Here is a 25041-nt window from a genome sequence, read left to right as displayed (position 1 = left end):
TCTCGAATTTTATTTTAATGGGGAAATTAGCGGTTATTTAAGCGCATTAATCTGGTATTGGATATTACCAAATGTCGCAGAACTGTTAATGTCCTGATTGAGCATTTCGGTCACTTCTACAGCGCCCGTTTCAGGAATTTCGGTAATGGTCAAAATAGGATCAACACTCGTAAACATATTTGTTCCATAAATGATGCCGTTTGGTGCTAGTTTCAGCGACAAATATTGATAACCATAGACATAGCTGGAATCGGCCGAATATGACGCCTGACCATCGATCTCATAGACCCAAACCTGGTTTTTCTTGGCACTATCCAATGTTTTCAGGAAGTAAAGTTTGGTTGCTGAAGTATTGAAATCAGGAGCCAGAGTCGAAGTGGCATTACTGACTAACGCCTGGTTGATAATTGAAAAACCGCTCGATACTTTTAATTCACCAACCATAATTTGGCCATTCACTGTAATGGCTATTTTATTGCTAAAGGTCACAATGGAGCTTGTTTTGCAATCAACGGCAGCAGTAATACTTGAGAATGGTTGCAGCATAATATGAACCGGTGCAACCGTACTGACCCCTGTAGTATCGCATTTATATGCAACCAGGGTGGTAGCATTGGCAAGGCTTAATACCCAATATTCATCTTCGTTAACGCAGGCCAGACCAAAAGGTGTGGCTACGCCGTTGTCACTATTCAGTGACTGGGTACCAACCCAGTTTGCCTTACTGCTTAAACCTAACGGGAAATTAACGATTGCATAATTCAAATGTTTCGTTGTGCGGTCAAGATAGAAAATATAATAAGTGGGTATCGATTCAGAACAACTTGGTGCGATGATACTGGTCAGATATGTATGATCCAACGTGTCAAGTTTATTATCTGGATTGACCAGATTATGCAAGCCATCATAAATATCATTACCATCAAAAAACAATACCCATTTCCCTGTTTGTGGATCACAAATAGTAGATTCCTGCTGCGCAGTATTTGCTTCAATAATGCCAGGGAAAAAACCCAGCTCACGATTAAGCGTGTTATTAGCATTATTAAAGTCGTACATCATTCTCGATGTTGAGCCAGCACTGACTTGCGGTGTACCCGCAATCCATTGCATTTGCGCTTGTAATGCGGGGATTTTTGCACTTGCGTTTAATTCGTTCATTTTTTGAATTCTCTTGGATGTTTAAAAATAATAGGAACAGTATGTTCCATTTGCTGGGCTAATCCGTGAAACAGTGATAACTGTGTCATTGATATTATTCGACGTCACGCTGAACTGAACAGGACTGCCGGCGTTTACAGTTAAATTCGTGACTACACCTCCTTTATTAATTCCATCGATAAAAATATTTGAATTGTTATTGGTAAATAACGTAAATGTACCTACCTCTTCGCTTACGGATAGTGTGAAGTCGCGATTCCCCGAACCTGGAATATACGGTTCACTGGTCAACAGCGGTACGGTAATATCGTTTGAACGCTCTGTTTCAAGGCTCACTTCTGACGCAACAATACTGCTACCTACAATCTGAGCTGTAATTGTATTTTTGAGCGTATCGCTGCCGGAAATATTAGTTCTCGCATAGCCCTGAGGATCGGTGCTGACTGTAATTTTTTTTAGATTATTATTAGTAAAATAGTTATTGCCAAAGAGAGTAAAGTCAACGTTTACATTTTTCAGCGGCACACCGTTATCCATGGCCAAATACTTAACAAAGCATCCTTGAATGACGGTATTGTCCCACGGTGCGTAACCGGTAGAACCACCCAGATAATCTGAACCAGAGATAATATCACCCTGGGTATCAATGTTAGCAACGCCATCGTCGGAATAACCAATACCCCCTGACTGGAAGTTCACTGTGTAATTGACCACGGCATAGCCTTCACCTGTTGGCGTTATGTACCTGGATGGAACTGTAAAGGTCATCGACTGCTGTGCTGCTTCACTGGCAGTAACGCTTAATGTTGCCGAGTAGACCGTGCCAGCGACGGGTGTGATATTTGACGCGTTATAACAGGACCAGTAGAGGCTGACGTTGTCTCCTTCTTCCATTGACGGATAACTGATATCAATCGGCGTTCCGCCATTACTCATCGCATCTGTTTCATCTATCACCCCATCATCGAGCGCTTCAGGAATGACCGGAGCAGGTAATTCAAGCGTATGCGTAACGTCCACACAGATCTCTGCTGCCAGGGAACTGCCCTGTTGACCTGAAGCGAATTGCACGTTGTAGTAGCTGGCGCCAGAACCAATTCCGATTGGCAAGATCGAGGCCGTTGGGATATTGACGATAAAGCCTTCACTAATATCCTGCTGTTGAACCTCGGTGATAAACTGCCAGAAGGTATCCGGAACCGGTGTGTTATTTTGCGAATAGCCTTGCCAGTATGAGGTGACGGTATCGCCGATGCTAATTGCCGGGTAGGCCGGAATTTGAATAGGTGTACCGTCATCGCTTAATGCTTCATTAGCATCAATCCATTTATCATCACCTTCGAGAAATATCGGTGGTGGGAGGGACTCTCCGCCAGAAGTATCGATATTAACGGAGCCATTTTCAGAACGCTCATTGCGAGAATCCGTACGTTGAACAACATACCAGGCGCGAGCGAGATCCATATTTTTCGAGATAATAAAGGCGGTGCTAATAACAAGATTGAATCCATTGAGTTCGTCATCCCCGACAGTGTGAGAGAGGCTAGTAATGCTCTCCTGAATAATTTCACCTCCCGAAAAACCCACCCAGAATAGTGTTACATTGTCGCCTGCCGTGATATCTGGATAATTTGGAATAGTGACCGGTGTCCCGCCATCGCTTATTGCGTCGTCATAATCGAGGGTGTTATCAGCACCTGCCTCCGGAAATAATGGCGGAGGAAGTGTGCCGGTGGACGATTTATCAATAATGGCCTTACCCACTGTTGACCATGCGTTATTGCCTGCCGCATCGACGGCATTATATTGTACTTTATAGACTCCATTGGGTAGCAGTATCGCAATCTCAGGAATGATGACTGACTGCCAGGGAAAGTATTGACTTACAGGGTCGCCAGCCAATCCAATCGAGTCAATAGCATAACTTTCAAACCACAATTCAATAAAATCGCCCGGCGCAGCATTTTCGTACTGTCCGACATTAATAACAATCCCAGAAGTGGATAATTCAGAAAAATTGATAACACCATCATTTTCCATTTGAGGAAATATAGGGGCATAAAGCGTATTGGGTAGCATAGATATTCCTTAGAGAAGAAGGGTTATATGGCGATGTAGGTAATCTAACGAGTAGAGAGTTATTACTTTGAGCAAAAGCAGTGGGTGCAATATGCTATTTTTGCTTAATCACATCGGAAGGATTTTGTCGCATTAGTGGCAGAAACTTAGCCTCACGGCAATTGTGCCGAAGAAGTCCGGGGCAAACATTCACCTGTAGCTGGTATTTTGGCGGTATGCCCCGAATGGCCGTATTGATCCTTTCGTTGTTATAAATCCAAAAACCAAGCCTCTTGCATCGCATGGAATTGAGCTTTGAGTGATCATTCTGGTGGTCATGACAGAAAGTGAAATCAGGTTTAGAGGTGACTGACCAGGGCGATCCCAGGATGAGGTGCCAAATTCTTATTTTCATGCCGCTAACTGAATTTTTATGCAATTCAGATTCAATAAATTAGCCTGAAAAACGTACCGATGAATTTTCAGTTCCCCCCCGGCATCGGGAGAATTTGGTGGTCAGATTTCGTATTCCACTTCAATCTGTCTCATCCCGGTATCGGTGGGTAAAAGCAGGGTATTAATTAAATAGGAAACGCCTCACGAAATACTAAGAAGCCTTAACACAACCTTTTCTTTATACCTACATTAAACGTGGAACTAAATTTTTTGGTTTAAGTCTACTTGACAGTGATTTTCATTCTCTCTTTCTGTGACGGGTTTTGTAATAGCCCCCGCATGATAAGGGACAGAGATGAAATTATAATCATGATGATGGTGTGTTTAATGAGGAAAGAAATGAAAATACTAATTATCAGACGGGAAAATATTGGTGATCTCATCCTGACGACCCCGCTTATTTCTATGTTAGCGAAAAATCATCACGTCGATATGCTGGTGAATTCTTACAACAAACAAGTTCTCGACGGTAATCCCGGCGTCAGTAAAGTTCATCACTACACAAAACTACACCACGAAAATTCCTACACTGAAAAGATTAAAGCCATTTTACGCCGTATTACTACCATCTTGACTATCTGGCGAGAAGGTTATGATGTTGCTATCGTGGCGGGGAACTGGAATAAAAGACCGTTGCAATGGGCGACATTATCACGGGCTAAACGAATTATCGCGATAGGAAATGATGCGCCAGACTCTGTCACCGATAAAATACCTTATATGCATGATGGAATGCATATGGTAGAACAGATGGCTGAACTCGCCAGACCTTTAAATTGTCATGCAATACCGGGGAAACTGGCTTTATGGGTGACAAAATCTGAGAGAGAGTTCGCCGCTCATAAAATAAAAAACACTTACAATTTTCCTTTATATGGTTTACAGATCAGCTCCCGAAAAGAACAACAACGCTGGCCTGTTGAAAATTATATTGAAATCGCTCACAGACTGTCGCGTGAGGAACCTTGCAAAATTATTCTTTTCTGGTCACCTGGCTCAGCAGATAACCAGCGTCATCCCGGGGATGACGAGAAAGCGCAGTACATTATCAATGCCTGCAAAGATATTATTATGGTCCCGTTTAACACCGTGAATATTCGTGAACTCATGGCCGGGATGTCTCTGTGCAATCAGATCATCACCAGCGATGGCGGCGCATTGCACATCGCTGCGGGAGTGGGGAAACCGGTGGTGGCGCTTTTTGGCAACAGCGATCCGCTGGTCTGGGGACCCTGGAAAGTGCCGAACAGAATTATTGCTTCCGCAGACGAAGATGTGGCTCATATTTCAACCGATGAGGTATATGACAATTTCATGGCACTGAGAAAAGAAGTACTGATTAAAATACCGAAGCAGAGTATTTAGCTTAAAACCTTTTTTATAATTAAAAGACAACACAGACTCTATTTTAGCGTTACAGGTAAACTGAACAGAAATGAAAGCAATTCCTTTGGCACCTATAGCGCTGATGAGCAGAGTTATCGAATTAGCAGGGGATGGTGGTATCAGGATGAAAATATTAGCTTTAAAGCGTTGCCAGAAATGCGGCATCAAACGAAGTTATACTGACCGTCTGTTCTATATCGATAACAGACTGTGCGACGATTGCTATTTTAAGTTCGTGAAGACAGTGCGGGAACGCCACCGCTAACACTAATGAAAGATATAAACTAACCTCCGGGCTGGAGTTTTTTGCCATGACAACACCATCCCCCCGAAAAAGCGGTGTGCTCATAAGCAAAATTTTCTTTTCATCTGAACTGAGGAATGTACCTTTATATTTTAAATACAATGAGGGTATTGAGATGAATAAACCCGGTGTTTAGAAAAGCCCGCTGAGGAAACTTAAGCGGGCTTTTTATTTATCAGCGCTATTTATCCTTTCGCAAAGTTCGCCTGAATGCGCTGTTGCAGATAGTCTTCGGCGCTGATGGCCGGATATTTCGCCTGCGGCCCCAGAATTTCGACGTCTTTGTTAGCCTGACAGAAAAATGCCAGGCTGTAGCGCGCCCCCTGGTATTCGCCGGGCAGCGGGCTTCTGACACGATGGAAATTTGACGGCAACTGATCGTCGCTCCAGCGCATCAGCATGTCGCCGATGTTACAGGTGATCACGTCCTCACGGGGTTCAATGCTGGTCCACTGCTGACTTTCGCGATCTTTACCCGGACAAACCTGCAATCCGCCCTGACCGGGACGCTGGAAAAGCAGCGTCAGGCAATCGAAATCCGTATGCGCACCGGCGCGCCACATCCCCTGCTCCGACTGTTCAGTGGCATAGTAGTGCAGCATACGCAGCGTACTCTGGTAGGTTTGCTGATCCGGATTATGGGCCTGTTCGAAAAAGTCCTCAGGGAAGCCCAGTTTGAGCGCAAAACAGGAAAGCAATTTCATGCCCAACTGCCAGCACCGGGATTCAAAGCCCAGCATGGTTTGTTTAAACGCCGGCAGTTCCTGTTCACTCGGCCACAGCGGCTGCATCAGCGGACGGGTAATCTGGTAAGACTCTTTCTGATCCGGCGTTCTGGTTGAGGGGCGCACCTGAGACTTATTCTCCCAGCCGGCGTTACGCGCCAGCGGATATTGCGCTTTTACCCCATCGGGCAGCGAGAAGAAATCTTCTGTCATGCTGAAGGCCTGACGGATATCGCTCAGCGCAATGCCGTGATGGCTGACCTGAAAAAAGCCAATTTCCACGGCGGCACTCCAGAGCGCATCAGCGATCTCGCTTTTACGGTTTTCAAAATCTGACAAGTCGATGCAACGAACTTCGCGGGCAAACGTCTCTTCACCCATTGCGCCCATTCCCGCTTCTTTTTCCAGTTCCTGCAAGGCATAGCCTTCTGTTTGAATTGATTGCGTCATTTTTCTTATCCTTCCTGATCAATAGGGTTAGCGCGCAGCGCGCTGTTGCAGGGTGCGGACGGCGGACATCGCCTCATGGCGCAGGGTGTCCAGATCGAGGCCGGGGATGACATCGTTTTCGACGATGACCCGACCGTTAACCATCAGCGCCTTCAGCGACGCGCGCCCCCCGCAGGCCACCGGACCGATCGCCATATCGTGCAGGCCGAAGTAGCGCGGGTCATCCAGCCGGTAAATGGCGATATCTGCCAGCATACCCACCTGCACGCTGCCGCTTTGTTGCAGGCCGAGGATCTGCGCCCCGCCTGCGCTGCCCCAGCGCACCACGTCTTCAATGGATGCGGCATCACCGCCGCCTTCAAAAGTGCCGCCGTCATAACGCGGTTTCGCCAGCATGCCTTTTCGGGCGCGCTGCAAAAGCCACGCGGCATGTGCTTCACTTTGCATGTCAGCGGCTTCGTTCGATGCCGCACCGTCTACGCCCAGAGAAACCGGTACACCCGCCTGTTCCAGCGCCAGCAAATCGGCGATCCCGCTGCCCAGCCGCCCGTTACTTTGCGGACAGTGCGCAATGCCGGTGCGGGTCTGGCCCAGCATCGTGATTTCCTGCGGCAGCAGTTTCACCAGATGCGCAAACCATACGTCGTCCCCCAGCCAGTCGTGTTCCGCGCAAAACTGCACCGGCGTCATGTCAAATTTGGCGCGCGCCACATCGAGATAATCCACGGTTTCCGACAGATGGCTGTGCAGCCGGATACCCAGACTGCGCGCCAGTTTGGCCATTTCGCGCAACTGCGCACCGGGGGCCGAATGCAGCAAGGTGGTCGGTGCCATCACTATGCGGCGCAGGGACGTTGGTTTCGGATCGTGATAACGGCTCACCAGCCGTTCCATATCCGCCATGTAATCATCGAAGTTTTCCGGGCGCAGTGCCTGCGGTAAATCTTTTTCAATCGTCCGCCCCTGCGTTGCGCCACCCCGGCACAGCACAATGCGCATTCCCAGCTTTTCCCCTTCACTGAAAAGGATTTCTGAAGTATCGAAGGGCATATCCGGCCAGTAGAGATAGTTGTGATCCGCCACCGTCGCGCAGCCGGAGCGCAGCAGTTCGGTCAGACCAATACGCACCGCGAGGCGAAAAGTCGATTCATCGAACGCGGCGCGAAAGCGATAAGGCGTGGCACTTAACCACGCGGTCAGGCTTGTGTTCAGCCCCTGAGGTTCGCCTTTTAACAATGACTGAAACAGATGATGATGCGTATTCACCCAGGCGGGATAAACCACGCAATCGCGGGCGTCGATCAGCCGTTCGTCGGGCATTGCCGTCAGGGAACCGATCGCCTCAATAACGCCCCCGCGCACACGAATATCCGGCCCGGCGTGGCGTGCCGCGTCTCCCGGTAAACCGGTCAGGATCGCGTGCGCATTTTTAATCAGTAAAGAGTCAGATGACATCACAACGCTCCTCAGGGTTTAACCTGCATGTGATCCACAAATTCAGTGGTATACGCCTGCTTCCAGTCGGTATCCGCGTTCAGCATTTTGGCGTTCACCATGAAATCACGGGTTTTCTGCCAGCGGGCTTGCGTCATCGTGCCCCAGCCCTTCGTTGCCGCATCACCACCGTCAATCAGATGATGCGCTTTGATTTGCTCAACGCCCCAGGCCAGCAGGTCGTCCGTCATCTTCGGATTATCCTTTTTGATCAGCGCATTGCCCGCCGCCGGATTTTGCAGATAACTCACCCAGCCTTCCATCGACGCCTGAACAAACTTAGCCATCGCCTCTTTCCGGCTGCTGATAAGATCCGGACGGGTGATCAGAATGCCGCCGTAAGGAGGATAGCCGTGCTCTGAAAAGAGGAAGAAATTCGATTTCACCCCGGCCTGTTGCGCCTGAAAAACTTCAGAACTGACATAGGCTTGCTGCGCCACATTTTCGTCTGCCACAAAGGGCTGGATGTTGAAGGTGTAAGGACGAACCTGGGAATCGCTGAGCTGATAGCGGGCCTTAAGCCACGGCCACCAGGTCGATTGCCCGGAGCTGGAGACTAAAAGGGTTTTGTCTTTCAGACCGTCGAGGGAAGTGACGGAATCGTGCGTCAGCAGCCCCTGTGGATCGAACTGGAAAGGGGCGGCAATGGCTTTGGCCTGAAAACCGCGCTGCACTGATTCGAGCAACTGGAGATCATAACCGATGATTACGTCGGCGCGCTTTGCCAGCAGTAACTGCATGCCGTTGACCTGCGGACCGCCGGACTGAATGCTGACATCCAGCCCGTAACGTTTGTAAATGCCTGTCGCCAGCGCCTGATAATATCCGCCCTGTTCCGCCTGCGCGTACCAGGATGTCAGCAGTGCAATTTTCTCATCAGCCTGTGCTGCCAGTGAAAATGCGCCCGGAATCAGCGCGCTCAGCACGCAGCAAGACAGGGGAATGCGGGAAATTAACTTCATTGCTCCTCTCCTAATCATCGCCGGAGGGAGAATGAGCGAATGCGGCTCAGCCCCCCTGACCGGCTCAAAATGAACCGCGAAATGGTTGCTGAGCAATGTCCCGCGCAGTTGCCTGCACTGACCGCTTCTACTCACGTTTAGCTATACAAGAAAGATGCCAACTTAGCGGATGGGCTTTCCCTGCGCTTTATCGGGGGATTTATCGTCTTACGCTCTGCAACCTTTGATTCATGACAGAGCGTTGCGCACCATAACCGTGCAAGTCAGTGCCGGTCACGCCCCGGCGTCGGGATCTGGCTGAACAACATCTCCAGCTGTTTGAGCATCATCGAGGCGGCCAGCGAAAGCTGTCTTGCCGGGGCGACGCACAACGAAAGCGTGAACGTTTTTAACTGCGGATCGGTCAGCGGAATAAACTGCAGCTCATCGCTTTCCACCTCATCCATGATGTCGAGCCAGCACAGAATACCGATGCCCATTTTCTCTTTAATCAGCGAGCGGATCATGTGGATGTTATTGGATACCGCGACTTCGTTAATCATGTCGCCGTTGATATTCATCAGCGCCCGGACAGGTTCGGCCAGCATCAGCGGCGCAGCAGGCAGGATAAACGGATATTCCATGCACTGATTAAAACGCACGCCGCTTCTGCCGCCGAGCGGATGCCCTTTCGGCACCACAATACCCAGTTCGATTTCTGCAAAAGCGCGCACCTGCAACTCACGTGAGCTTTGCGGATTCAGCATCAGCCCGAAGTCGGCATCGCCGGACATCAGCGCCTGCTGAATATCCACGTTGTTCATGGTGGTCAGCGTGAAGGAGATATTCGGGTAGTCGGCATGCACCTTCCGGAGCATCGCCGAGAAAAACTGCCGGTTGATGGCGTCGATGGTGGCAATCCGCACGTGCCCGCGCCGCAAACCGCGCAGGTCGTCGAGCTGCTCGCAGACACGGGAGAAATCCTTTTTCCAGTTGTTGGCCGAATGTAATAACAGCTCGCCCGCTGCGGTCAGCCGCAGCCCGGTGGGGTGCCTTTCAAACAGCGGCATCGCCAGTTCTTTTTCGACCCGCAGGATCTGCCGGTCAATCGACGACGCGGCAACATGCAGGGTTTCGGACGCCTTGCGAAACGATCCCTGGCGGGCAACTTCAGTGAAGTACAGCAAAAAACGGGAGAATGCGAACATAGTGGAGTGCTCTCTTTTATGCAACGGGATGTGCGAATCAAAGCGCTGGACGCAACAGTTTTATAACAATAACGTAGCTTTCATTGCAACGGGAACAATCGTTTCATCGCGCGTAAAGTTCGCCCTGCGCTGTTTCAGCGACGGATGGCAGCGGATTATGCGGTGAAGAAGTGGAAATTCCTTTTTACGAATGATTCATCAAAATGAATACGGTAAATGACGATGAAAGATACCGGATTAATTCCTGTCACGATCAGGGCGATCGGTGTAAATGGTGAAGGGAATATTTCACTGCAACTTATTGCGCAGCAAGGCGGGTTATTACCGGCTTATTTACCCGGCGCGCACATTGACGTTTTCATTCCTGAACGGGGCCCCCGTCAGTATTCTCTCTGTACCGAAAATCACGACGGAGAATATTATGAGATCTGCGTAAAACTGGCGGAAAACTCCACGGGTGGATCGCACTTTATTCATCATCATTTCAGCGCAGGCGACACGCTGAGCATCTCGACGCCACGTAATCATTTTCCTCTGCCCGCCGCCGGGCGCTTTCTGCTGTTTGCCGGGGGATCGGCATCACGCCGCTGCTGACAATGGCGGAACAATTGGTGCAGCAAGACATTGAATTTGAACTGCATTACTACGTTGCAGACCCCGATAAAGCGGCGTTTATCCCGCGTCTGAATGCGCCCGAGCTGGCAAAACACGTCTTTTTGCATGACAGCGGCGCAAACGATTCCCTGCGATACAATACGCCACTGAGCTTGTGTCAGCCGGATGAGCATACGCAGGTGATGGCCTGTGGTCCGGACGGGTTTATTCAGCGCCTGGAAGACATTATGCAAACCCATCACTGGCAGAAAAATCAATTGTCTTTTGAGCGGTTCAGCAACGCGAATATTAACAATAACACCGGCGGGCAGGCATTCCATATTCAGCTCAACTCCACCGGACAACGTTATTTAGTCGGCCCAGACCAGAGCATTGCAGAAGTCTTATTAAGGGCCAAAGTCGATATTATGCTGTCGTGCGAACAGGGTATTTGCGGCTCGTGTATTACTGACGTCATCGACGGTATTCCCGACCACCGGGACTGCGTGCTGACAGAAGAAGAGAAAGCGGAGAACACGCAGATTACGCTGTGCTGTTCTCGCGCCAAAAGTCCCGTTCTGGTCCTTGACCTGTAATGCCAACGCGGAGCCTCAGCATGAACTTTCCAACCCCCGCCTCACCGCTTAAGGGCATTGCCAACGTTCGCCTCCCCGCATGGTTGCTTCCCGCCGGATGGCCGGTGCACAAAGGCGAACCGGTGACGGCTGATCTGCGCTTTGATGCAGGCAAAATTGCCTCCGTGATGCCCTGTCAGCCAGAACAAGATGATTTGTGGGACGCACACGGCGCACTGGCGTTGCCGGGGCTGACCGAACCTCATGCGCATCTCGATAAAACCTTCACCATCGGCCGCAGCCGTCCGTCAAAGCCGGGTCTGCTGGCCGCTATCGAAACAATGCATCAGGATCGTCAGCACTGGACTCCGGCCGATCTTCATCAGCGTGCCCGACGGGGAATGGCCTGGGCCGCGGCCAACGGCGTGACCCGCCTGCGCACCCATATTGACTGGTTCGATGACACGCCGCCGCTGGCCTGGACGGCGCTGGCCACGATCACGCAGCCGGGCGTCACGCTGGAGCGGGTCGCACTGGCTCCGCTGAGTTTTTTCGCGGATGCCGACGTGGCTGACCGTATCGCCCGGGCGGTAGCGCTCAGCGGAAACCACTACCTGCTGGGCGGGTTTATCCACTCGTCCAACTGGGATCCGACAGCGATGACCCACCTGATGCGCAGCGCCTCGCGCTGGCAACTGAATCTGGATTTGCACATTGACGAGGAGCTTTCGCCGGTGGCACACGGCCTGAGCTGGCTGGCGCATTACCTTTCAGAAAATCCATTCAGCGGCCACATCTGTTGCAGCCACGGCTGCGCGCTGGCCTCCGGCAGTGAACAACAGGCGCAGGAGGTGCTGAGCGTACTGGCGGCACAGCGCGTCACACTGATTGCGCTGCCGATGACCAATCTGCTGTTGCAGGACGCGGTCACCCACCGCACGCCGCGCCAGCGGGGGATCACCCTGCTGAAAGAAGCGCAGACGGCGGGCATTCCGGTGCTGCTCGGCTGCGACAACGTGCAGGACGCATTTTGTCCGGCAGGCAGTTATGACCCGCTGGATACGCTGGCCTGCGCCCTGTTCGCGCTTCAGCTCGATAACGTTTTTGATCAGCAGTCACGGCTGATTTGCGATGTCGCCGCCCTGACCGGCGAGGCGCAGCCCGGCCTGCCGCTCGCCTCCGGCAGCGAGGCGAGTCTGGTTCTCTTTCCGGGCAGCGACAGCCTGACCTGGCCTTTAAACAGCGCAGCCCGTCTGGTTTTCCACCATGGCAGGCTAACCCACCAACGTACCTGGAATCAGGAGTTATCCCATGAGTCTTGAAGCCGGAGCGGGTAAACCGCTCGCCAGATATGCCGCCTGGCGTCGCGCCGGTGATTTTGTTTTTCTCTCCGGCATTATTCCCGTCAATCCGCAGAGCGCGACAATCGTGCGCGGTTTTCAGGATATCCCCGCCGAAGCCCGTCTGCTGCTGGGCGAAACCGGCGAATTCTCCACCGACGCCAAACAGGGGCCGATCCTCGCCCAAAGCTGGTATGTGCTCGAAAGTATCCGCCACACCATTGAAGACGCCGGCGGGCAGATGAGCGATGTGATCAAGCTGGTGCAGTATTTTCGCAATCTCGATCACTTCCCGTATTACAGCCGGGTCAGAAAGCTTTTTTATGCCGGGCAACCGCCGGTTTCTACCGTGGTTCAGGTCAGTGAAATGTTACCCAGCGCCGAGGTGCTGATTGAAGTGGAAGCGACCGCCTGGTTACCGCAATCCCGCTAAACCCAATTATGTCCGAGCACGAGGCACAGCATGATTAACGGCTATATTCCCGCAGAACGTTTTCTCCCTTTTCTGAGCTGGCCAGCCATCGCTGCCCTGCCCGACAAGGCCAACACCGTGATCGTATTGCCGACCGGCGCGATTGAGCAGCATGGCCCGCATCTGCCGTGTTCGGTGGACAGCGTGATCTCCTCCGGCGTGGCAGGTCACGCGCTGGCACGGCTTTCAAAAGACATTCCGGCCTACGGTATTCCCCCTATCACTTACGGCAAATCAGACGAACATCTGAATTTCCCCGGCACGCTGACCTTAACCGGCGATACGCTGCTGCAAACTGTTCTGGAAATTGCCGAATCCCTGTACCGCGCCGGGTTCCGCAAGCTGCTGATGATCAACGGTCACGGCGGACAACCCCAGGTGCTGCAAATGGCATCGCGGGAAATGCGCCTGCGTCACGGCGACATGATCATGATCCCGCACGATGTGTTTCGCGTGCCGAATGTCGAAAACCAGTTCCTGAGTCCGCTGGAGCAAAAAATGGCCATGCACGCCGGTCACAGCGAAACCGCGGTGATGCTGGCTCTGGCACCGGAATGCGTTCACCTCGAGCACGCCGTCGCCAATTACCCGCCGGAATTCCCCTGCCCGACCCTGTCATCAGGCCGCCCTGCCGCTGCCTGGGCGTCCTATGATTTTGGGCCGAGTGGCGTCATCGGCGATCCGACCGGCGCGACCGCCGAACAGGGTCACGCGATCCTTGATTCGCTGGCGGCAAGCTGGGCGCAGGCGATCACCGAAATTCACCTCATGGAATGGAAAGCCCGCAGCGAACCGACCTGGGGCAAACACCACTGGAACGGGTTTGTGCAAACCAGCTTCACTCCTCCCTCGTCTTCTTTGGTCTCTAAATAAAGGAATTCTCACGATGAAAATACGGCGTTCAGCGACTTACACCCTGCTTGCCCTGCTGGCCGGGGTTTCCACCGCCAGCATGGCGGAAGAGAAATTTACTTTCCTGACCAACTGGTACGCGCAGGCGGAGCATGGCGGATTTTACGAAGCCCAGGCCAAAGGGTTGTACAAAACCGCCGGTCTGGATGTCAGCATCAAAATGGGCGGCCCGCAGGTTAACGTGATGCAACTGATGGCCGCCGGTCAGGCTGACTGTACGCTCGGCGACAACGGTCAGGCGCTGGAAACCTGGCAGGCTGGCGTGCACGCCGTGACCGTGGCGACGGTGTTCCAGCATTCGCCGACGGTGTTTATCAGCCATGACAAAGTGGAAAAAGGACAGGAGCTGAAAGACAAAACCTTCCTGCTGGCGACCGAGGCTTACACCTCTTTCTGGCCGTGGGCGAAGAGTGAACTGGGGCTGGCGAGCGCCAAAATCCGTCCGTACACCTTCAGCGTGCAGCCGTTCCTCGCGGACAATAATCTGGTGCAGCAGGGTTATGTGACGTCCGAACCTTTCTCCGTTGAAAAAGGCGGCAAGCCGTTCTACGTCTACATGCTCAGTGACTGGGGCTACCCGCCGTACGGCAACTCGATTATCTGCATGGCCGACACCGTGCAAAAACGCCCGGCGGCGGTGGCGGCGTTCGTGAAAGCGTCCATGCAGGGCTGGAAAGAATATTTGCAGGATCCGACGGCAGGCAATGTGCTGATCACCCAGGCCAACCCGCGTATGGGCGCCGACCAGATTGCTTTCGGCATCGCGCAGATGAAAAAATATGCGCTGGTGACCGGCGGCGACGCGCAAACAGAGGGTATCGGCATCATCACTGAACCGCGCCTGAAAAAGACCTGGGACATGCTGGTAAAAAACAAACTGATCGACGCGGCGAAAGTGCCGTTTGAGCAGACGTATACCCTCGATATGATCAAAGACGCGAAGGTCATGCCATGAATTCAGCCCCGAAACTGACCGTAATGAGCGATGTCCGCTCAGCCAATCCTCCGCCAATTCCGGCTATCGAAGTGTTGTCGGCGGAGAAAATTTACAGCAACGGCACCCGCGCCCTTCTGCCGGTCAATCTGACCATCAATCAGGGCGAATTCGTCACCCTGCTCGGCCCGTCGGGATGTGGCAAAAGTACGCTGTTAAAAATGGTCGCCGGGCTGACGGAACCCAGCGACGGCAAGCTGGTACTGTGGCGGCGGGACAGCCGTGAAAAAGCGCAGGTGCCGTTGTCTTTCGTGTTTCAGGAAGCCACGTTAATGCCGTGGAGCACGGTGCAAAATAACGTGCGCCTGCCGCTGGATCTCGCGGGCGTACCCCGCGCTGAAGCCAATACCCGTGTCAGTGAAGCGCTGGAACTGGTCGGGCTGGGAAAATTTGCCAATGTTCTGCCGCGCGAACTGTCGGGTGGTATGCAGATGCGCGTTTCAATTGCCCGCGGGCTGGTCACCCGCCCGAAGCTGTTGCTGATGGATGAACCTTTCGGCGCGCTCGACGAAATCACCCGCAACAAACTCGACAGCGACCTGCTGCGCCTGTGGCGGGAACAGGGGCTGACGGTGGTGTTCGTCACCCACTCGATCCACGAAGCGGTATTTCTGTCACAGCGGGTGATCATGATGGCCGCGCGTCCGGGGCGTGTGGTGGAAGATATTGCCATCACCGAACCTTTCCCGCGCAGCGAAGATTTTCGCGTCAGTCCGGCCTTTTCACGCTATGCGAAGCAGTTGCAGGACAGCCTGCTGCAAGCCAGCCAATCGGGTATGGAGTAACGGTATGCAAACTCAAAAAGCTTCTCCGTGGATCAACAACCCCACGTTTCGCAAAGTGCTTTATCCGGCCGTGGTCGCGGTGGTGGTGATCCTGCTGTGGCAGGGATGGGTGAGCTATTTCAAAATCCCCGTGTTTCTGGTGCCGTCGCCGTTGGTGATGCTGCAAAGTCTGTGGACCCATTTCGGTTCCCTGATGATGTCGCTGCTGTTCACGCTGAAAATCACTCTGATTTCGTTTTTACTGTCGATTTTCATCGGTTCGCTGGTGGCTTTCGTGCTGGTGCAAAACCGTTTTGTTGAAACCGCGCTGTTCCCGTACATCGTGTTCTTACAAGTGACGCCGATTGTCGCCATCGCGCCGCTGATCATCATCTGGGTCAAAGACACCACGCTGTCGCTGGTGGTGTGTTCGACGCTGATGGCGGTGTTCCCGATTATTTCCAACACCACGCAGGGGCTTCGCAGCGTGTCACCGGGCTTGCTGAGCTATTTTCAGCTCAATCACGCCAGCCGCTTGCAGATCCTCATCCGCCTGCGCATTCCTTCCGCCCTGCCGTATTTTTTCGGCGCGCTGCGTATTTCCAGCGGTCTGTCGCTGATCGGAGCCGTGGTCGCTGAATTTGTTGCCGGCACCGGCGGCAGTAATACCGGTCTGGCCTACCAGATCTTGCAGGCGGGATACCAGCTGGACATCCCCCTGATGTTTGCCGCGCTGCTGCTCATTTCACTCACCGGCATTGCGCTGTTTGGGGTGATGTCGTGGATTTCGAGACGCGTCCTGAGCGCCTGGCATGAAAGCGAAGCCGTGCAATCTCATTAACCTGATTCATTTAAAGGCAGGAAGAATATGGACAGTGAACAACGTCAGCACGCGCTTGCCCTGATACAGCAGGCGCTTCCCGACCTCGACTGGACCTTGCAGGCAACCAAGGTCAAACGCCTTTCACGCGATTTTCACTGGTTCAGTCCGGTGCTCAAACAACAGCTGGAAGATAAACAGGCTGATGCCGTGGTCAGACCGCGCAGCGAAGAAGAGCTGAGTCTGGTCGTTAAAGCCTGCGTCCAGCACCAGTTACCGCTGATCCTGCGCGGCGGTGCGACCGGCAACTACGGGCAGCTGGTGCCGCTGGAGGGCGGAATTCTGGTCGATATGACCGGATTCAATCAGATCTGTGAATATGGCAATGGCGTGGTGCGGGCGCAGGCGGGGATCCGGCTGGCTGAAATTGAAACGCTGACCCGTCCCGCAGGATGGGAACTGCGCTGCATGCCCTCTACCTACCGGCTCGCCAGTCTGGGCGGCCTTTACGGCGGCGGGTTTGGTGGTATTGGCTCCATCAACTACGGGCCGCTGGGCGCACCGGGCAATGTGCTCAGCGTCAAAGTCATGACCATGGAAGCCGAACCGCGTATCTTGCAGGTTCCTGCTCCGCAGGCGTTGTTGCTGCATCACGCCTACGGCAGCAACGGGATTGTGCTCGAGGTTGAACTGGCGCTGGCACCGGTTCATCAGTGGATTGAACGGCTGGACGTGTTTGATGATTTCACCGACGCGCTGGATTACGCCAACGCCTTTGCCCGTTCGCCGGGATTGGTAAAACGTCAGCTTGCGCTGTTCGCCGCACCGATCCCCTCCTGGTTCAGCCATCTGAACGGGCATTATCAGGCCAGCCAGCACGCCGTGATCAGCGTGATTGCGCAGGAAAGCGAAGGATTTTGTTCCCCTCTGCTGGAAAAATATCGCGGGCACAGCGCCATACGTCAACCGGCAGACGAAGCCCGCGAAGCCAATGCGTCACTGATGGAATATTGCTGGAATCACACCACGCTGCATGCGCTGAAAATCGACAATTCCCTGACGTATTTACAGACAGCGTTTAATTGTACGAATTATCGTCAGCAGATTATCGACATGGCCAATTTATTCGGTGACGAAGTCATCTCGCATATTGAATTCCTGCGCGACAATGACGGAAACATCACCGCCAGCGGTTTACAGATAGTGCGTTATTCCACCGAAGAAAGACTGAACGAAGTCATGGCCACCTTTCGTGATCATGACGTCAAAATCAATAACCCTCATGTTTTTCAAATTGAAGATGGCAAACAAGGGGAAATTAAACCTGACGTCGTTTCCGTTAAAAAATGCCTTGACCCCAACGGATTACTGAACCCCGGCAAGCTGCGGGGCTGGGAAGTCCGTGATACACTGGTATTAGATAATGATCCCCTTTTATTGACTGACAAATAACAATAACGATTACCCTCATGTAAACAATCACCGGCAGTTTTGCTGCCGGATAAAACCCCGGACGTCTGTCTTAACCTGCGCAGCAGGCCCTCTGACAGAGCCTCTAAATGCTGCTGGCTAAACTTGACGCAGGAGAATCACGATGAACAAAAGCGAACTTCCGACAAAGATTTGTACAGTATGCGGACGCCCGTTCAGCTGGCGCAAGAAGTGGGAAAAATGCTGGGAGGACGTGCGTAAGTGCTCTGAGCGTTGTCGGCGTAAAAAATAGATATAGAAATAGTCCCTATAAAACAATTAATTATGCAATATAAACCTCCCCTTAAAATGGATTTACAGCGCCCTGTTGTCCTGTTTTTGTATTGCTGTCCGTTCAGGATTGATGGGTAAGCTTTTCCACAGTGACACTCGTCATCTGAAATACGTCAGAGATGTTCTTGCCCGGTGATTAAATAAGAAAGTTCTCAGTCGTAGCCTGACGGGGGGTTTATATTATCGCTGTAAATAAAAACATGTTATTAAAAACAGTATTGACACTGTTTTCAAAATCCGTAAATTAGCTTTCAACGGCGGTAAACGAAAGCCTGCTGTTAAGTGAATAGGTTGAGTAAGGTACGAAGAAGTAATTTTGCGATAAAGGCCACGTAGTTTGTTGTATGTGATAACCGACAATAAGATGAACATTTCTGTGTCGGAGATTTTCAAGGTAACGCAGTACAAAGAGTTAATCGCAAATGAGTGTAGATAGCGCGACGATGTAAGGCCATGTTTTAAGAGTAATTGCTTGCGATTGGGTAAGGTAAATCAGTAGTGTTAAATTATCGCAACGAAAGTAAGGCCATGCATCAAATAGTTTATGTCGCGAGGGGAGATGTACCTGTTTAATGTGCCATCAGTTCATGTTAGTAAGATGGCGAAATAGATTACATAAAATAGCGGGAGGTTTATTCAGTAGCAGTACCCAATATTATCTGTGATAAACGTGTACATTTTTAAGCAGTATCATGAGCAGTACCCATATTAAGACCATTAATGTTAAACCTTAAGTCTGTAGTACCTTAAAAGCCCTGACTGCAATGGTCAGGGCTTTTATTGTATCTGCGTTTTAACGTCGTGAAAGAAGCACCAGACACCCCATTTTTACTCATACCAGAAAGCGTAAAAAATACCCCTCCCCCTCTAAAGCTTATCCCGGAAGTGCCGATAACATTGCAAGAGTTCATTTTTTTGATTGCACTGAACAGGAGAACAAAATGGATGTATCGCAAATTGCCTCACTGGCGACCGGTCTTGATAATCTGGATCTCAGCAACAAGGTGAACACCCTGATGCTCAAAAAAACGCTGGATAATCAGCAGTCAGCGGCTGCCAGCCTCATCGAATCAATCCCGCAGTTGCCTGCTAATCCGGCGATTGGGCGGAATATTAATATCGCCGTCTGAGCAGTGATTTCAGATGCAAGGGAATGCCTGAGCAGAAGTAAAAAACTTAACTCAACCCCTGAACCAAAAAAAGCCCACCCGGTCACCCAGGCAGGCTTTATATCGACTACATCAACTCAACACATCTCAAATATCAAAACGGTCCAGATTCATCACTTTGGTCCAGGCGGCGACGAAGTCTTTAACGAATTTCTCTTTCGCGTCGCTGCTGGCGTAAACCTCGGCGCTGGCGCGGAGAACGGCATTCGAGCCAAACACCAGATCGGCGCGGGTGGCGGTGAATTTGGATTCTCCGCTGGCGCGGTCACGGCCTTCGAAACGTTCACCGGTGGAATCAGTGGCCTTCCATTCAGTGCGCATATCCAGCAGATGGGTGAAGAAGTCCGCGTTCAGCTCGCCGGTTTTATCGGTGAATACGCCGTGCTGGCTGCCGTCGAAGTTGGTTCCCAACGCACGCAATCCGCCAATCAGTACCGTTAATTCCGGTACGGTCAGCGTCAGTTGCTGTGCCTTGTCGATCAGGAGATTTTCAGTCGAGGTTTTGCCGGTATCGCCGCGATAGTTACGGAAACCATCGGCTCTCGGTTTGAGCAAATCAAACGACTCAACATCGGTCTGATCCTGACGCGCATCCACACGCCCCGGCGTGAACGGCACTTCGATGTCGACGCTGGCCGCTTTCGCTGCCTTTTCCACACCGACGACGCCCGCCAGAACAATCACATCCGCCAGTGACGCTTTCGGATGCGACTGCTGAATAGATTCCAGCGTTGGCAACACGCGCACCGCCGCAGCGTTAACGTCCCATTGTCTTTGCGGCAGTAATGCCAGACGCGCACCGTTTGCCCCGCCGCGTTTATCACCGCCACGGAACGTCGAGGCGGATGCCCACGCCACCGAGGTCAGTTCGCCCGCCGTCAGGCCGGACGCCGCAATCTTCTCTTTCAGTACGGCGAGATCGGCAACGGTCGGATGATAAACCGGCACCGGCAGCGGATCCTGCCAGATTAAGTCTTCTTTTGGCACTTCCGGCCCGATATAGCGTGCTTTTGGCCCCATATCGCGGTGCGTCAGTTTGTACCAGGCTCTGGCAAACGCTTCGTTAAAAGCCTGCGGATCGCTGTGGAAACGGCGCGAAATTTTCTCAAATTCCGGGTCGAAGCGCAGCGTCAGGTCGGTCACCAGCATAGTCGGTTTGCGTTTTTTCGCGGTATCAAACGGATCAGGAATGATATCCGGCGCGTCGGCGGCTTCAAACTGAATAGCGCCCGCCGGGCTGCGCGTCTGTACCCAGTCATATTTGAACAGGTTTTCGAAGAAGTAGTTGCTCCACTGCGTTGGCGTCTGCGACCAGATGACTTCCAGCCCGGACGTAATGGCATCCGCACCGGCACCGCTGCCGTAGCTGTTTGCCCAGCCCAGCCCCTGCGCTTCAATCGGTGCAGTTTCCGGGTCAACGTCCACATGGCTGGCTTCTGCCGCGCCATGGGTTTTACCGAGCGTATGACCACCGGCAATGAGCGCGACAATCTCTTCGTCGTTCATGCCCATATTGCCGAAAGTGGCGCGGATGGCCGGTGCAGCAGAGGCCGGATCGCCGCTGTGGTTCGGGCCTTCAGGGTTGACGTAAATCAGCCCCATTTCGGTCGCGCCCAGCGGGGATTTGGCAAGATCTTCGGGATGACGATGTTCCAGCCACGTAGTTTCGTCGCCCCAGTTCACATCCAGATCCGGTTCCCAGACGTCTTCACGCCCGGCACCAAAGCCAAAGGTGCGGAAACCGGAATTTTCCAGCGCGACGTTACCCGCCAGAATATAGAGGTCGGCCCAGGAAATTTTTTGACCGTATTTTTGCTTCACCGGCCAGAGCAGGCGGCGGGCTTTATCGAGGCTGACGTTATCCGGCCAGGAGTTAAGCGGGGCAAAACGTTGCTGACCACGCCCTGAGCCACCGCGCCCGTCAACGGAACGGTACGTCCCGGCGCTGTGCCATGCTAAACGGATGAAAAGACCAATGTAGCTGCCCCAGTCGGCAGGCCACCAGGGTTGTGACTCGGTCAGGACGCCTTTGATATCGGCTTTGAGTGCGGAATAATCTAATTTGGCAAATTCTTTACGGTAATCAAACGCCTCGCCCAACGGGTTTGAGCGGGCGGAATGCTGGTTCAGCAAATCGGTTCTGAGCTGGTTAGGCCACCAGTCGCGATTGCTTGTCCCGCCGCCGGACGTTTCATTGGATTTTCCTGCATGAAAAGGACACTTACCGCCGGACGCTTCGCGATCTGCTTCAACAATCGGCTTTGCGTCGTTTGCTTCTTCATCAATAGTACTGCTCATGCTCACACTCCTTTTTTATAGTCTCATTGCTACTCTATACGCGGATTTAACCCAGTCACATCTGGAACACCCTATGTATTTGATAGACCTTCCCTTCTGTTCTCAGCGTGCGTTCTGTGAGTTTCCACCATTTCTGAATCCCGACTCTGATTATAGAATAGCCCGTTAAAGTGAAAGGCTTCTCTTTCGGCGTCGCAAAATGAAAAAAGCCCGCTCAGATTTTCTGAAGCGGGCTTTTTTCACAGAGAAACTCAATGTCATGCGTGCACAACGTTCCGCTTATCCAGCGCTTTACGGATCGCCGCTTCGAGTTCGTTGATTTCGAATTTCGCCACATACCCGTCGGCACCGACTTTGCGGACGTGATCTTCGTTGGCGCTGCCCGAGAGCGAGGAGTGGATAATCACCGGAATATTCTTCAGGAATTCGTCGCGTTTGATATTGAGCGTCAGCGTGAAACCGTCCATTTCCGGCATTTCCAGATCCGTCAGGACAAAGGAAATCTTGTCTGAAATCGGCACGCCTGCGGCTTTGCACTCTTCGGCCATTTTGCGGATTTTATTCCAGGCTTCCAGACCAGTGACGTGCATCTGCGCCGGGATCTCCATCATGTTCAGGCCTTTTTCCAGCATCTGACGCGCGACTTTGGAGTCTTCCGCGACAATCGCCACCGTTCCTGGTTTCATCTTGAACGAGCTGGTTTTCTTCTTGTCCATGTCGATATTGTTGTTCGGGATGATGTCGTGCAGGATTTGCTCGACGTCCAGCACCAGCGCCAGACGGTTGCTGGATTTGTCGTTATCCAGACGCGCGATACTGGTGATGTTACGGCTCTTCACGCCGGATTCTGCCGCCAGTACCTGGCTCCATTCCAGACGAACGATATCGTCCACCGATTCCACCGCAAACGCCTGCGTGCTGCGGGCATATTCGGTGACCAGCAAAATATTCAGCCCGGTTTTCGGCACACACCCGACGACCGCAGGCAGGTCAATCACCGGAATAATTTCACCGCGAATATTGGTCATCCCCATCATCGGCGATGACATTCCCGCCGCTTTGGTCAGCGTCGGCATAGGGACAATTTCACGCAGTTTAAAGACGTTGATGCCAAATAATTCTGACTGATCTTCGTCAGGCGATGAGCCCAGACGGAACAACAGCAATTCAAACCGGTTAGACGACGTCAGATTTGTTCTTTCATCAATTTCTTTCTGAAAATTATCCATACTTTCCCCATGCGTATTTTTATTTGAGTGTGTTTGCGCTGCAATATGAGTCATTTGGAAAATAAGGAATCATTTTCTCAGACGAACAAGGTATTTATCGGCCGAACGCGGGGAATTCTTTATAGAGGAAGAAAAAATGAACGGGTAAAGCGCCCGGCCACCCTGAGGATGCCGGGCATGGCGGTTAACCGGTGATTTTCACCAGCGTTCTGCCCTGAATTTTATTATCGAGGAAATCTGCCGCCACGACCGGAGCCTGTTCCAGCGTGATTTCAGTCGCCGCCTGCTCGTAGAAACTCTGCGGCAGGGTTTTCAGCAGACGTTCCCAGACGGCAGAACGGCGGTCAGCCGGGACAGAAACGGAATCGACGCCCTGCAAACGCACGTTGCGCAGAATAAACGGCATTACGGTGGTCGGCAGACCAAAACCGCCCGCCAGCCCGCAGGCCGCCACGCAGCCGCCGTAGTTGGTTTGCGCCAGCACTTTGGCCAGCACTTTGTCACCGACGGTATCCACCGCGCCTGCCCAGATTTGTTTTTCCAGCGGACGGGTTTCGGCGAAATCATCGCGGGAGAGAATTTCGCTGGCACCCAGTTTACGCAGGTAATCGTGGGTGGACTCGCGGCCAGTAACGGCGGCAACGGTATAACCGAGCGTATGCAGCAAGGCGACAGCCGTGCTGCCCACGCCACCGCTGGCACCGGTCACGACGACGGTTCCGCTCTCCGGTTTAACGCCCGCCTCTTCCAGCGCCATCACGCACAACATGGCGGTGAAGCCCGCCGTGCCGATGATCATCGCATTCCGCGCCGCCAGCCCTTCCGGCAAAGGCACCAGCCAGTCGCCTTTCACGCAAGCCTGTTCTGCCAGACCGCCCCAGTGTGTTTCGCCCACGCCCCAGCCGGTGAGAATAACCGGCTGACCAACGGTGAAACGGGCGTCATTGCTGCGGCTGACGCGGCCGGAAAAATCGATCCCCGGCACCATCGGAAACTGACGGATGATTTTGCCTTTGCCGGTGATCGCCAGCGCGTCTTTGTAATTTAGACCAGACCAGCTGATATCCACCCGCACATCGCCTTCCGCCATTTCCGGCAGTGCGATCTCTTTAACTTCGGCCAGTGTGGCTTTGTCTTGCTGTTCCAGAACCAGTGCTTTCATTTTTTTCCCTTAATTATTCAGGCGTTCGAAGAGTTGTCGTTAGAAATGCGATGACTAACGTAATGATTGCAGGTGCTATTTTTGAATTTCTTATTGAAGGCTTTTCTGAAAATAGGCCCAAAACTGATTCAGGGGCCCGGCTGAACGGAACAGTTTGGCGCGCATCACCGCGCCTTCCCAGCCCGACCAGAAGATCTCCGCCAGCTGCGCCGGTGGCGTGTCGGCGTTTATGTCGCCCGCCCGCTGCGCTTCTTCCAGACAACGCGCCACGCGGCATTCCCATTCCTGCAAAATCGCTTTCAGCTTTTCCGGGAAATCATCGGGAAGCAGCGGTGATTCCTGTAATAAATTGCCGACCAGGCAGCCGCGTTTAAATTCAAATCTCGCCATGCCCTGACCTGCGTTTTCGACAAACGCACCGATGCGTTGCAGCGGCAGCAATGCGTCGTTGAGTAAAAATTTGTCGAGCTTGTGGGCGAAAAACGCACCGTAGGCCGTCAGCACCGTCATGCCGAAATCCTGTTTACTGGCGAAATAGTGGTAGAACGATCCTTTGGGCACGGAGATGTTTTTAATCACCGCATCGATGCCCGCAGACAGATAGCCCATCTCCGTGATGACTTCCAGACCTGAGCGGATCAGCGCTTCACGCGTATCCGCAAACTCGCGTTCGGTTTTCGGCGGACGGCCACGGCGGGGCTTTTTAGCCACCTCTGGCGCGGCTTCCGGTGGAATTGTCATTGCATCACGCATAATTTAGACCGA

General features: G+C 52.6%; 21 protein-coding genes and 1 pseudogene. 11 read left to right on the top strand and 11 right to left on the bottom strand.

The genetic code is table 11. The features are described from left to right. Window positions 1-33: 33 nt before the first annotated feature. Together BV494_RS04065 and BV494_RS04060 are read right to left on the bottom strand one after the other, a co-directional pair. Window positions 34-1161: a hypothetical protein gene (locus BV494_RS04065; protein WP_104921697.1), complete on the bottom strand. Its 1128-nt coding sequence runs from the start codon at window positions 1159-1161 to the stop codon at window positions 34-36. Between the two features lie 21 nt (window positions 1162-1182). Beyond that, on the bottom strand, window positions 1183-3240 hold the full coding sequence (locus BV494_RS04060; protein WP_104921696.1) for a hypothetical protein: 2058 nt from the start codon (window positions 3238-3240) through the stop codon (window positions 1183-1185). 774 nt (window positions 3241-4014) lie between these two features. On the opposite strand from BV494_RS04060, the gene BV494_RS04055 reads away from it, so the two are divergent. Then, window positions 4015-5040 carry a glycosyltransferase family 9 protein gene (locus tag BV494_RS04055; protein WP_104921695.1) on the top strand — a complete coding sequence of 342 codons (1026 nt, stop codon included), beginning with the start codon at window positions 4015-4017 and terminating at the stop codon, window positions 5038-5040. Window positions 5041-5200: 160 nt separating this feature from the next. Here the strand turns inward: BV494_RS04055 and BV494_RS04050 are convergent, their stop codons facing one another. From BV494_RS04050 to BV494_RS04030, 5 genes are all read right to left on the bottom strand, one after another. Continuing rightward, a complete protein-coding gene (locus BV494_RS04050) occupies window positions 5201-5410 on the bottom strand; it encodes a hypothetical protein (protein ID WP_104921694.1) in 210 nt (69 codons plus the stop codon). A gap of 140 nt (window positions 5411-5550) precedes the next feature. Continuing rightward, window positions 5551-6540, bottom strand: a complete 990-nt coding sequence (locus tag BV494_RS04045; RefSeq protein WP_104921693.1) for an isopenicillin N synthase family dioxygenase — start codon at window positions 6538-6540, stop codon at window positions 5551-5553. Between the two features lie 27 nt (window positions 6541-6567). Continuing rightward, on the bottom strand, window positions 6568-7995 hold the full coding sequence (locus BV494_RS04040) for an amidohydrolase family protein (protein WP_104921692.1): 1428 nt from the start codon (window positions 7993-7995) through the stop codon (window positions 6568-6570). An 11-nt stretch (window positions 7996-8006) separates the two neighbouring features. Beyond that, window positions 8007-8996 carry an ABC transporter substrate-binding protein gene (locus BV494_RS04035; protein ID WP_104921691.1) on the bottom strand — a complete coding sequence of 330 codons (990 nt, stop codon included), beginning with the start codon at window positions 8994-8996 and terminating at the stop codon, window positions 8007-8009. A 263-nt stretch (window positions 8997-9259) separates the two neighbouring features. Next, entirely contained in the window at window positions 9260-10183 is a 924-nt protein-coding gene (locus BV494_RS04030; protein ID WP_104921690.1) for a LysR family transcriptional regulator, read from the bottom strand. A gap of 216 nt (window positions 10184-10399) precedes the next feature. Here BV494_RS04030 and BV494_RS04025 point away from each other — a divergent pair. From BV494_RS04025 to BV494_RS03980, 10 genes and pseudogenes are all read left to right on the top strand, one after another. Beyond that, a pseudogene (locus tag BV494_RS04025) lies at window positions 10400-11373 on the top strand (PDR/VanB family oxidoreductase). Window positions 11374-11393: 20 nt separating this feature from the next. After that, entirely contained in the window at window positions 11394-12674 is a 1281-nt protein-coding gene (locus BV494_RS04020) for an amidohydrolase family protein (protein WP_104921689.1), read from the top strand. Beyond that, the gene (locus BV494_RS04015; RefSeq protein WP_104921688.1) at window positions 12664-13125 is read left to right on the top strand and encodes a RidA family protein; all 462 of its coding nucleotides are present in this window, start codon (window positions 12664-12666) and stop codon (window positions 13123-13125) included. The genes BV494_RS04020 and BV494_RS04015 overlap by 11 nt, the downstream gene beginning before the upstream one ends. A 30-nt stretch (window positions 13126-13155) precedes the next feature. Continuing rightward, window positions 13156-14037: a creatininase family protein gene (locus tag BV494_RS04010; RefSeq protein WP_104921687.1), complete on the top strand. Its 882-nt coding sequence runs from the start codon at window positions 13156-13158 to the stop codon at window positions 14035-14037. 13 nt (window positions 14038-14050) lie between these two features. Then, the gene (locus BV494_RS04005; RefSeq protein WP_104921686.1) at window positions 14051-15031 is read left to right on the top strand and encodes an ABC transporter substrate-binding protein; all 981 of its coding nucleotides are present in this window, start codon (window positions 14051-14053) and stop codon (window positions 15029-15031) included. Beyond that, window positions 15028-15855, top strand: a complete 828-nt coding sequence (locus BV494_RS04000) for an ABC transporter ATP-binding protein (RefSeq protein WP_104921685.1) — start codon at window positions 15028-15030, stop codon at window positions 15853-15855. Before BV494_RS04005 ends, BV494_RS04000 begins: the two co-directional genes overlap by 4 nt. A gap of 4 nt (window positions 15856-15859) precedes the next feature. Further along, a complete protein-coding gene (locus tag BV494_RS03995; protein WP_104921684.1) occupies window positions 15860-16675 on the top strand; it encodes an ABC transporter permease in 816 nt (271 codons plus the stop codon). A 27-nt stretch (window positions 16676-16702) separates the two neighbouring features. Next, on the top strand, window positions 16703-18106 hold the full coding sequence (locus tag BV494_RS03990; protein ID WP_104921683.1) for an FAD-binding oxidoreductase: 1404 nt from the start codon (window positions 16703-16705) through the stop codon (window positions 18104-18106). A gap of 142 nt (window positions 18107-18248) precedes the next feature. Beyond that, window positions 18249-18377, top strand: a complete 129-nt coding sequence (locus tag BV494_RS03985) for a DUF2256 domain-containing protein (protein WP_104921682.1) — start codon at window positions 18249-18251, stop codon at window positions 18375-18377. Between the two features lie 982 nt (window positions 18378-19359). Beyond that, window positions 19360-19548 carry a YjfB family protein gene (locus tag BV494_RS03980; RefSeq protein WP_104921681.1) on the top strand — a complete coding sequence of 63 codons (189 nt, stop codon included), beginning with the start codon at window positions 19360-19362 and terminating at the stop codon, window positions 19546-19548. Between the two features lie 126 nt (window positions 19549-19674). Here the strand turns inward: BV494_RS03980 and katG are convergent, their stop codons facing one another. The 4 genes from katG to acuR form a co-directional block, all read right to left on the bottom strand. Next, window positions 19675-21885, bottom strand: a complete 2211-nt coding sequence (gene katG / locus BV494_RS03975; protein ID WP_104921680.1) for a catalase/peroxidase HPI — start codon at window positions 21883-21885, stop codon at window positions 19675-19677. A gap of 257 nt (window positions 21886-22142) precedes the next feature. Further along, complete coding sequence (locus tag BV494_RS03970) at window positions 22143-23114, bottom strand: chemotaxis protein (protein ID WP_104921679.1); 972 nt, start codon at window positions 23112-23114, stop codon at window positions 22143-22145. Between the two features lie 184 nt (window positions 23115-23298). Next, window positions 23299-24276: an acrylyl-CoA reductase (NADPH) gene (gene acuI, locus BV494_RS03965; protein WP_104921678.1), complete on the bottom strand. Its 978-nt coding sequence runs from the start codon at window positions 24274-24276 to the stop codon at window positions 23299-23301. 90 nt (window positions 24277-24366) lie between these two features. After that, window positions 24367-25017, bottom strand: coding sequence for an acrylate utilization transcriptional regulator AcuR (gene acuR / locus BV494_RS03960; protein WP_104924687.1), 651 nt, complete (start codon window positions 25015-25017; stop codon window positions 24367-24369). Window positions 25018-25041 lie beyond the last annotated feature (24 nt).

Origin of the sequence: Rahnella sikkimica (assembly GCF_002951615.1) — a bacterium.
In the GTDB taxonomy this organism is placed as follows: Bacteria; Pseudomonadota; Gammaproteobacteria; order Enterobacterales; family Enterobacteriaceae; genus Rahnella; species Rahnella sikkimica.
This window is presented reverse-complemented; position numbering and strand designations above follow the sequence as displayed.

Coding starts and splice junctions, on each gene's coding strand:
- BV494_RS04065 (WP_104921697.1), bottom strand. CDS start 1,161: ATGAACGAATTAAACGCAAGTGCAAAAATCCCCGCATTACAAGCGCAA.
- BV494_RS04060 (WP_104921696.1), bottom strand. CDS start 3,240: ATGCTACCCAATACGCTTTATGCCCCTATATTTCCTCAAATGGAAAAT.
- BV494_RS04055 (WP_104921695.1), top strand. CDS start 4,015: ATGAAAATACTAATTATCAGACGGGAAAATATTGGTGATCTCATCCTG.
- BV494_RS04050 (WP_104921694.1), bottom strand. CDS start 5,410: ATGAGCACACCGCTTTTTCGGGGGGATGGTGTTGTCATGGCAAAAAAC.
- BV494_RS04045 (WP_104921693.1), bottom strand. CDS start 6,540: ATGACGCAATCAATTCAAACAGAAGGCTATGCCTTGCAGGAACTGGAA.
- BV494_RS04040 (WP_104921692.1), bottom strand. CDS start 7,995: ATGTCATCTGACTCTTTACTGATTAAAAATGCGCACGCGATCCTGACC.
- BV494_RS04035 (WP_104921691.1), bottom strand. CDS start 8,996: ATGAAGTTAATTTCCCGCATTCCCCTGTCTTGCTGCGTGCTGAGCGCG.
- BV494_RS04030 (WP_104921690.1), bottom strand. CDS start 10,183: ATGTTCGCATTCTCCCGTTTTTTGCTGTACTTCACTGAAGTTGCCCGC.
- BV494_RS04020 (WP_104921689.1), top strand. CDS start 11,394: ATGAACTTTCCAACCCCCGCCTCACCGCTTAAGGGCATTGCCAACGTT.
- BV494_RS04015 (WP_104921688.1), top strand. CDS start 12,664: ATGAGTCTTGAAGCCGGAGCGGGTAAACCGCTCGCCAGATATGCCGCC.
- BV494_RS04010 (WP_104921687.1), top strand. CDS start 13,156: ATGATTAACGGCTATATTCCCGCAGAACGTTTTCTCCCTTTTCTGAGC.
- BV494_RS04005 (WP_104921686.1), top strand. CDS start 14,051: ATGAAAATACGGCGTTCAGCGACTTACACCCTGCTTGCCCTGCTGGCC.
- BV494_RS04000 (WP_104921685.1), top strand. CDS start 15,028: ATGAATTCAGCCCCGAAACTGACCGTAATGAGCGATGTCCGCTCAGCC.
- BV494_RS03995 (WP_104921684.1), top strand. CDS start 15,860: ATGCAAACTCAAAAAGCTTCTCCGTGGATCAACAACCCCACGTTTCGC.
- BV494_RS03990 (WP_104921683.1), top strand. CDS start 16,703: ATGGACAGTGAACAACGTCAGCACGCGCTTGCCCTGATACAGCAGGCG.
- BV494_RS03985 (WP_104921682.1), top strand. CDS start 18,249: ATGAACAAAAGCGAACTTCCGACAAAGATTTGTACAGTATGCGGACGC.
- BV494_RS03980 (WP_104921681.1), top strand. CDS start 19,360: ATGGATGTATCGCAAATTGCCTCACTGGCGACCGGTCTTGATAATCTG.
- katG (WP_104921680.1), bottom strand. CDS start 21,885: ATGAGCAGTACTATTGATGAAGAAGCAAACGACGCAAAGCCGATTGTT.
- BV494_RS03970 (WP_104921679.1), bottom strand. CDS start 23,114: ATGGATAATTTTCAGAAAGAAATTGATGAAAGAACAAATCTGACGTCG.
- acuI (WP_104921678.1), bottom strand. CDS start 24,276: ATGAAAGCACTGGTTCTGGAACAGCAAGACAAAGCCACACTGGCCGAA.
- acuR (WP_104924687.1), bottom strand. CDS start 25,017: ATGACAATTCCACCGGAAGCCGCGCCAGAGGTGGCTAAAAAGCCCCGC.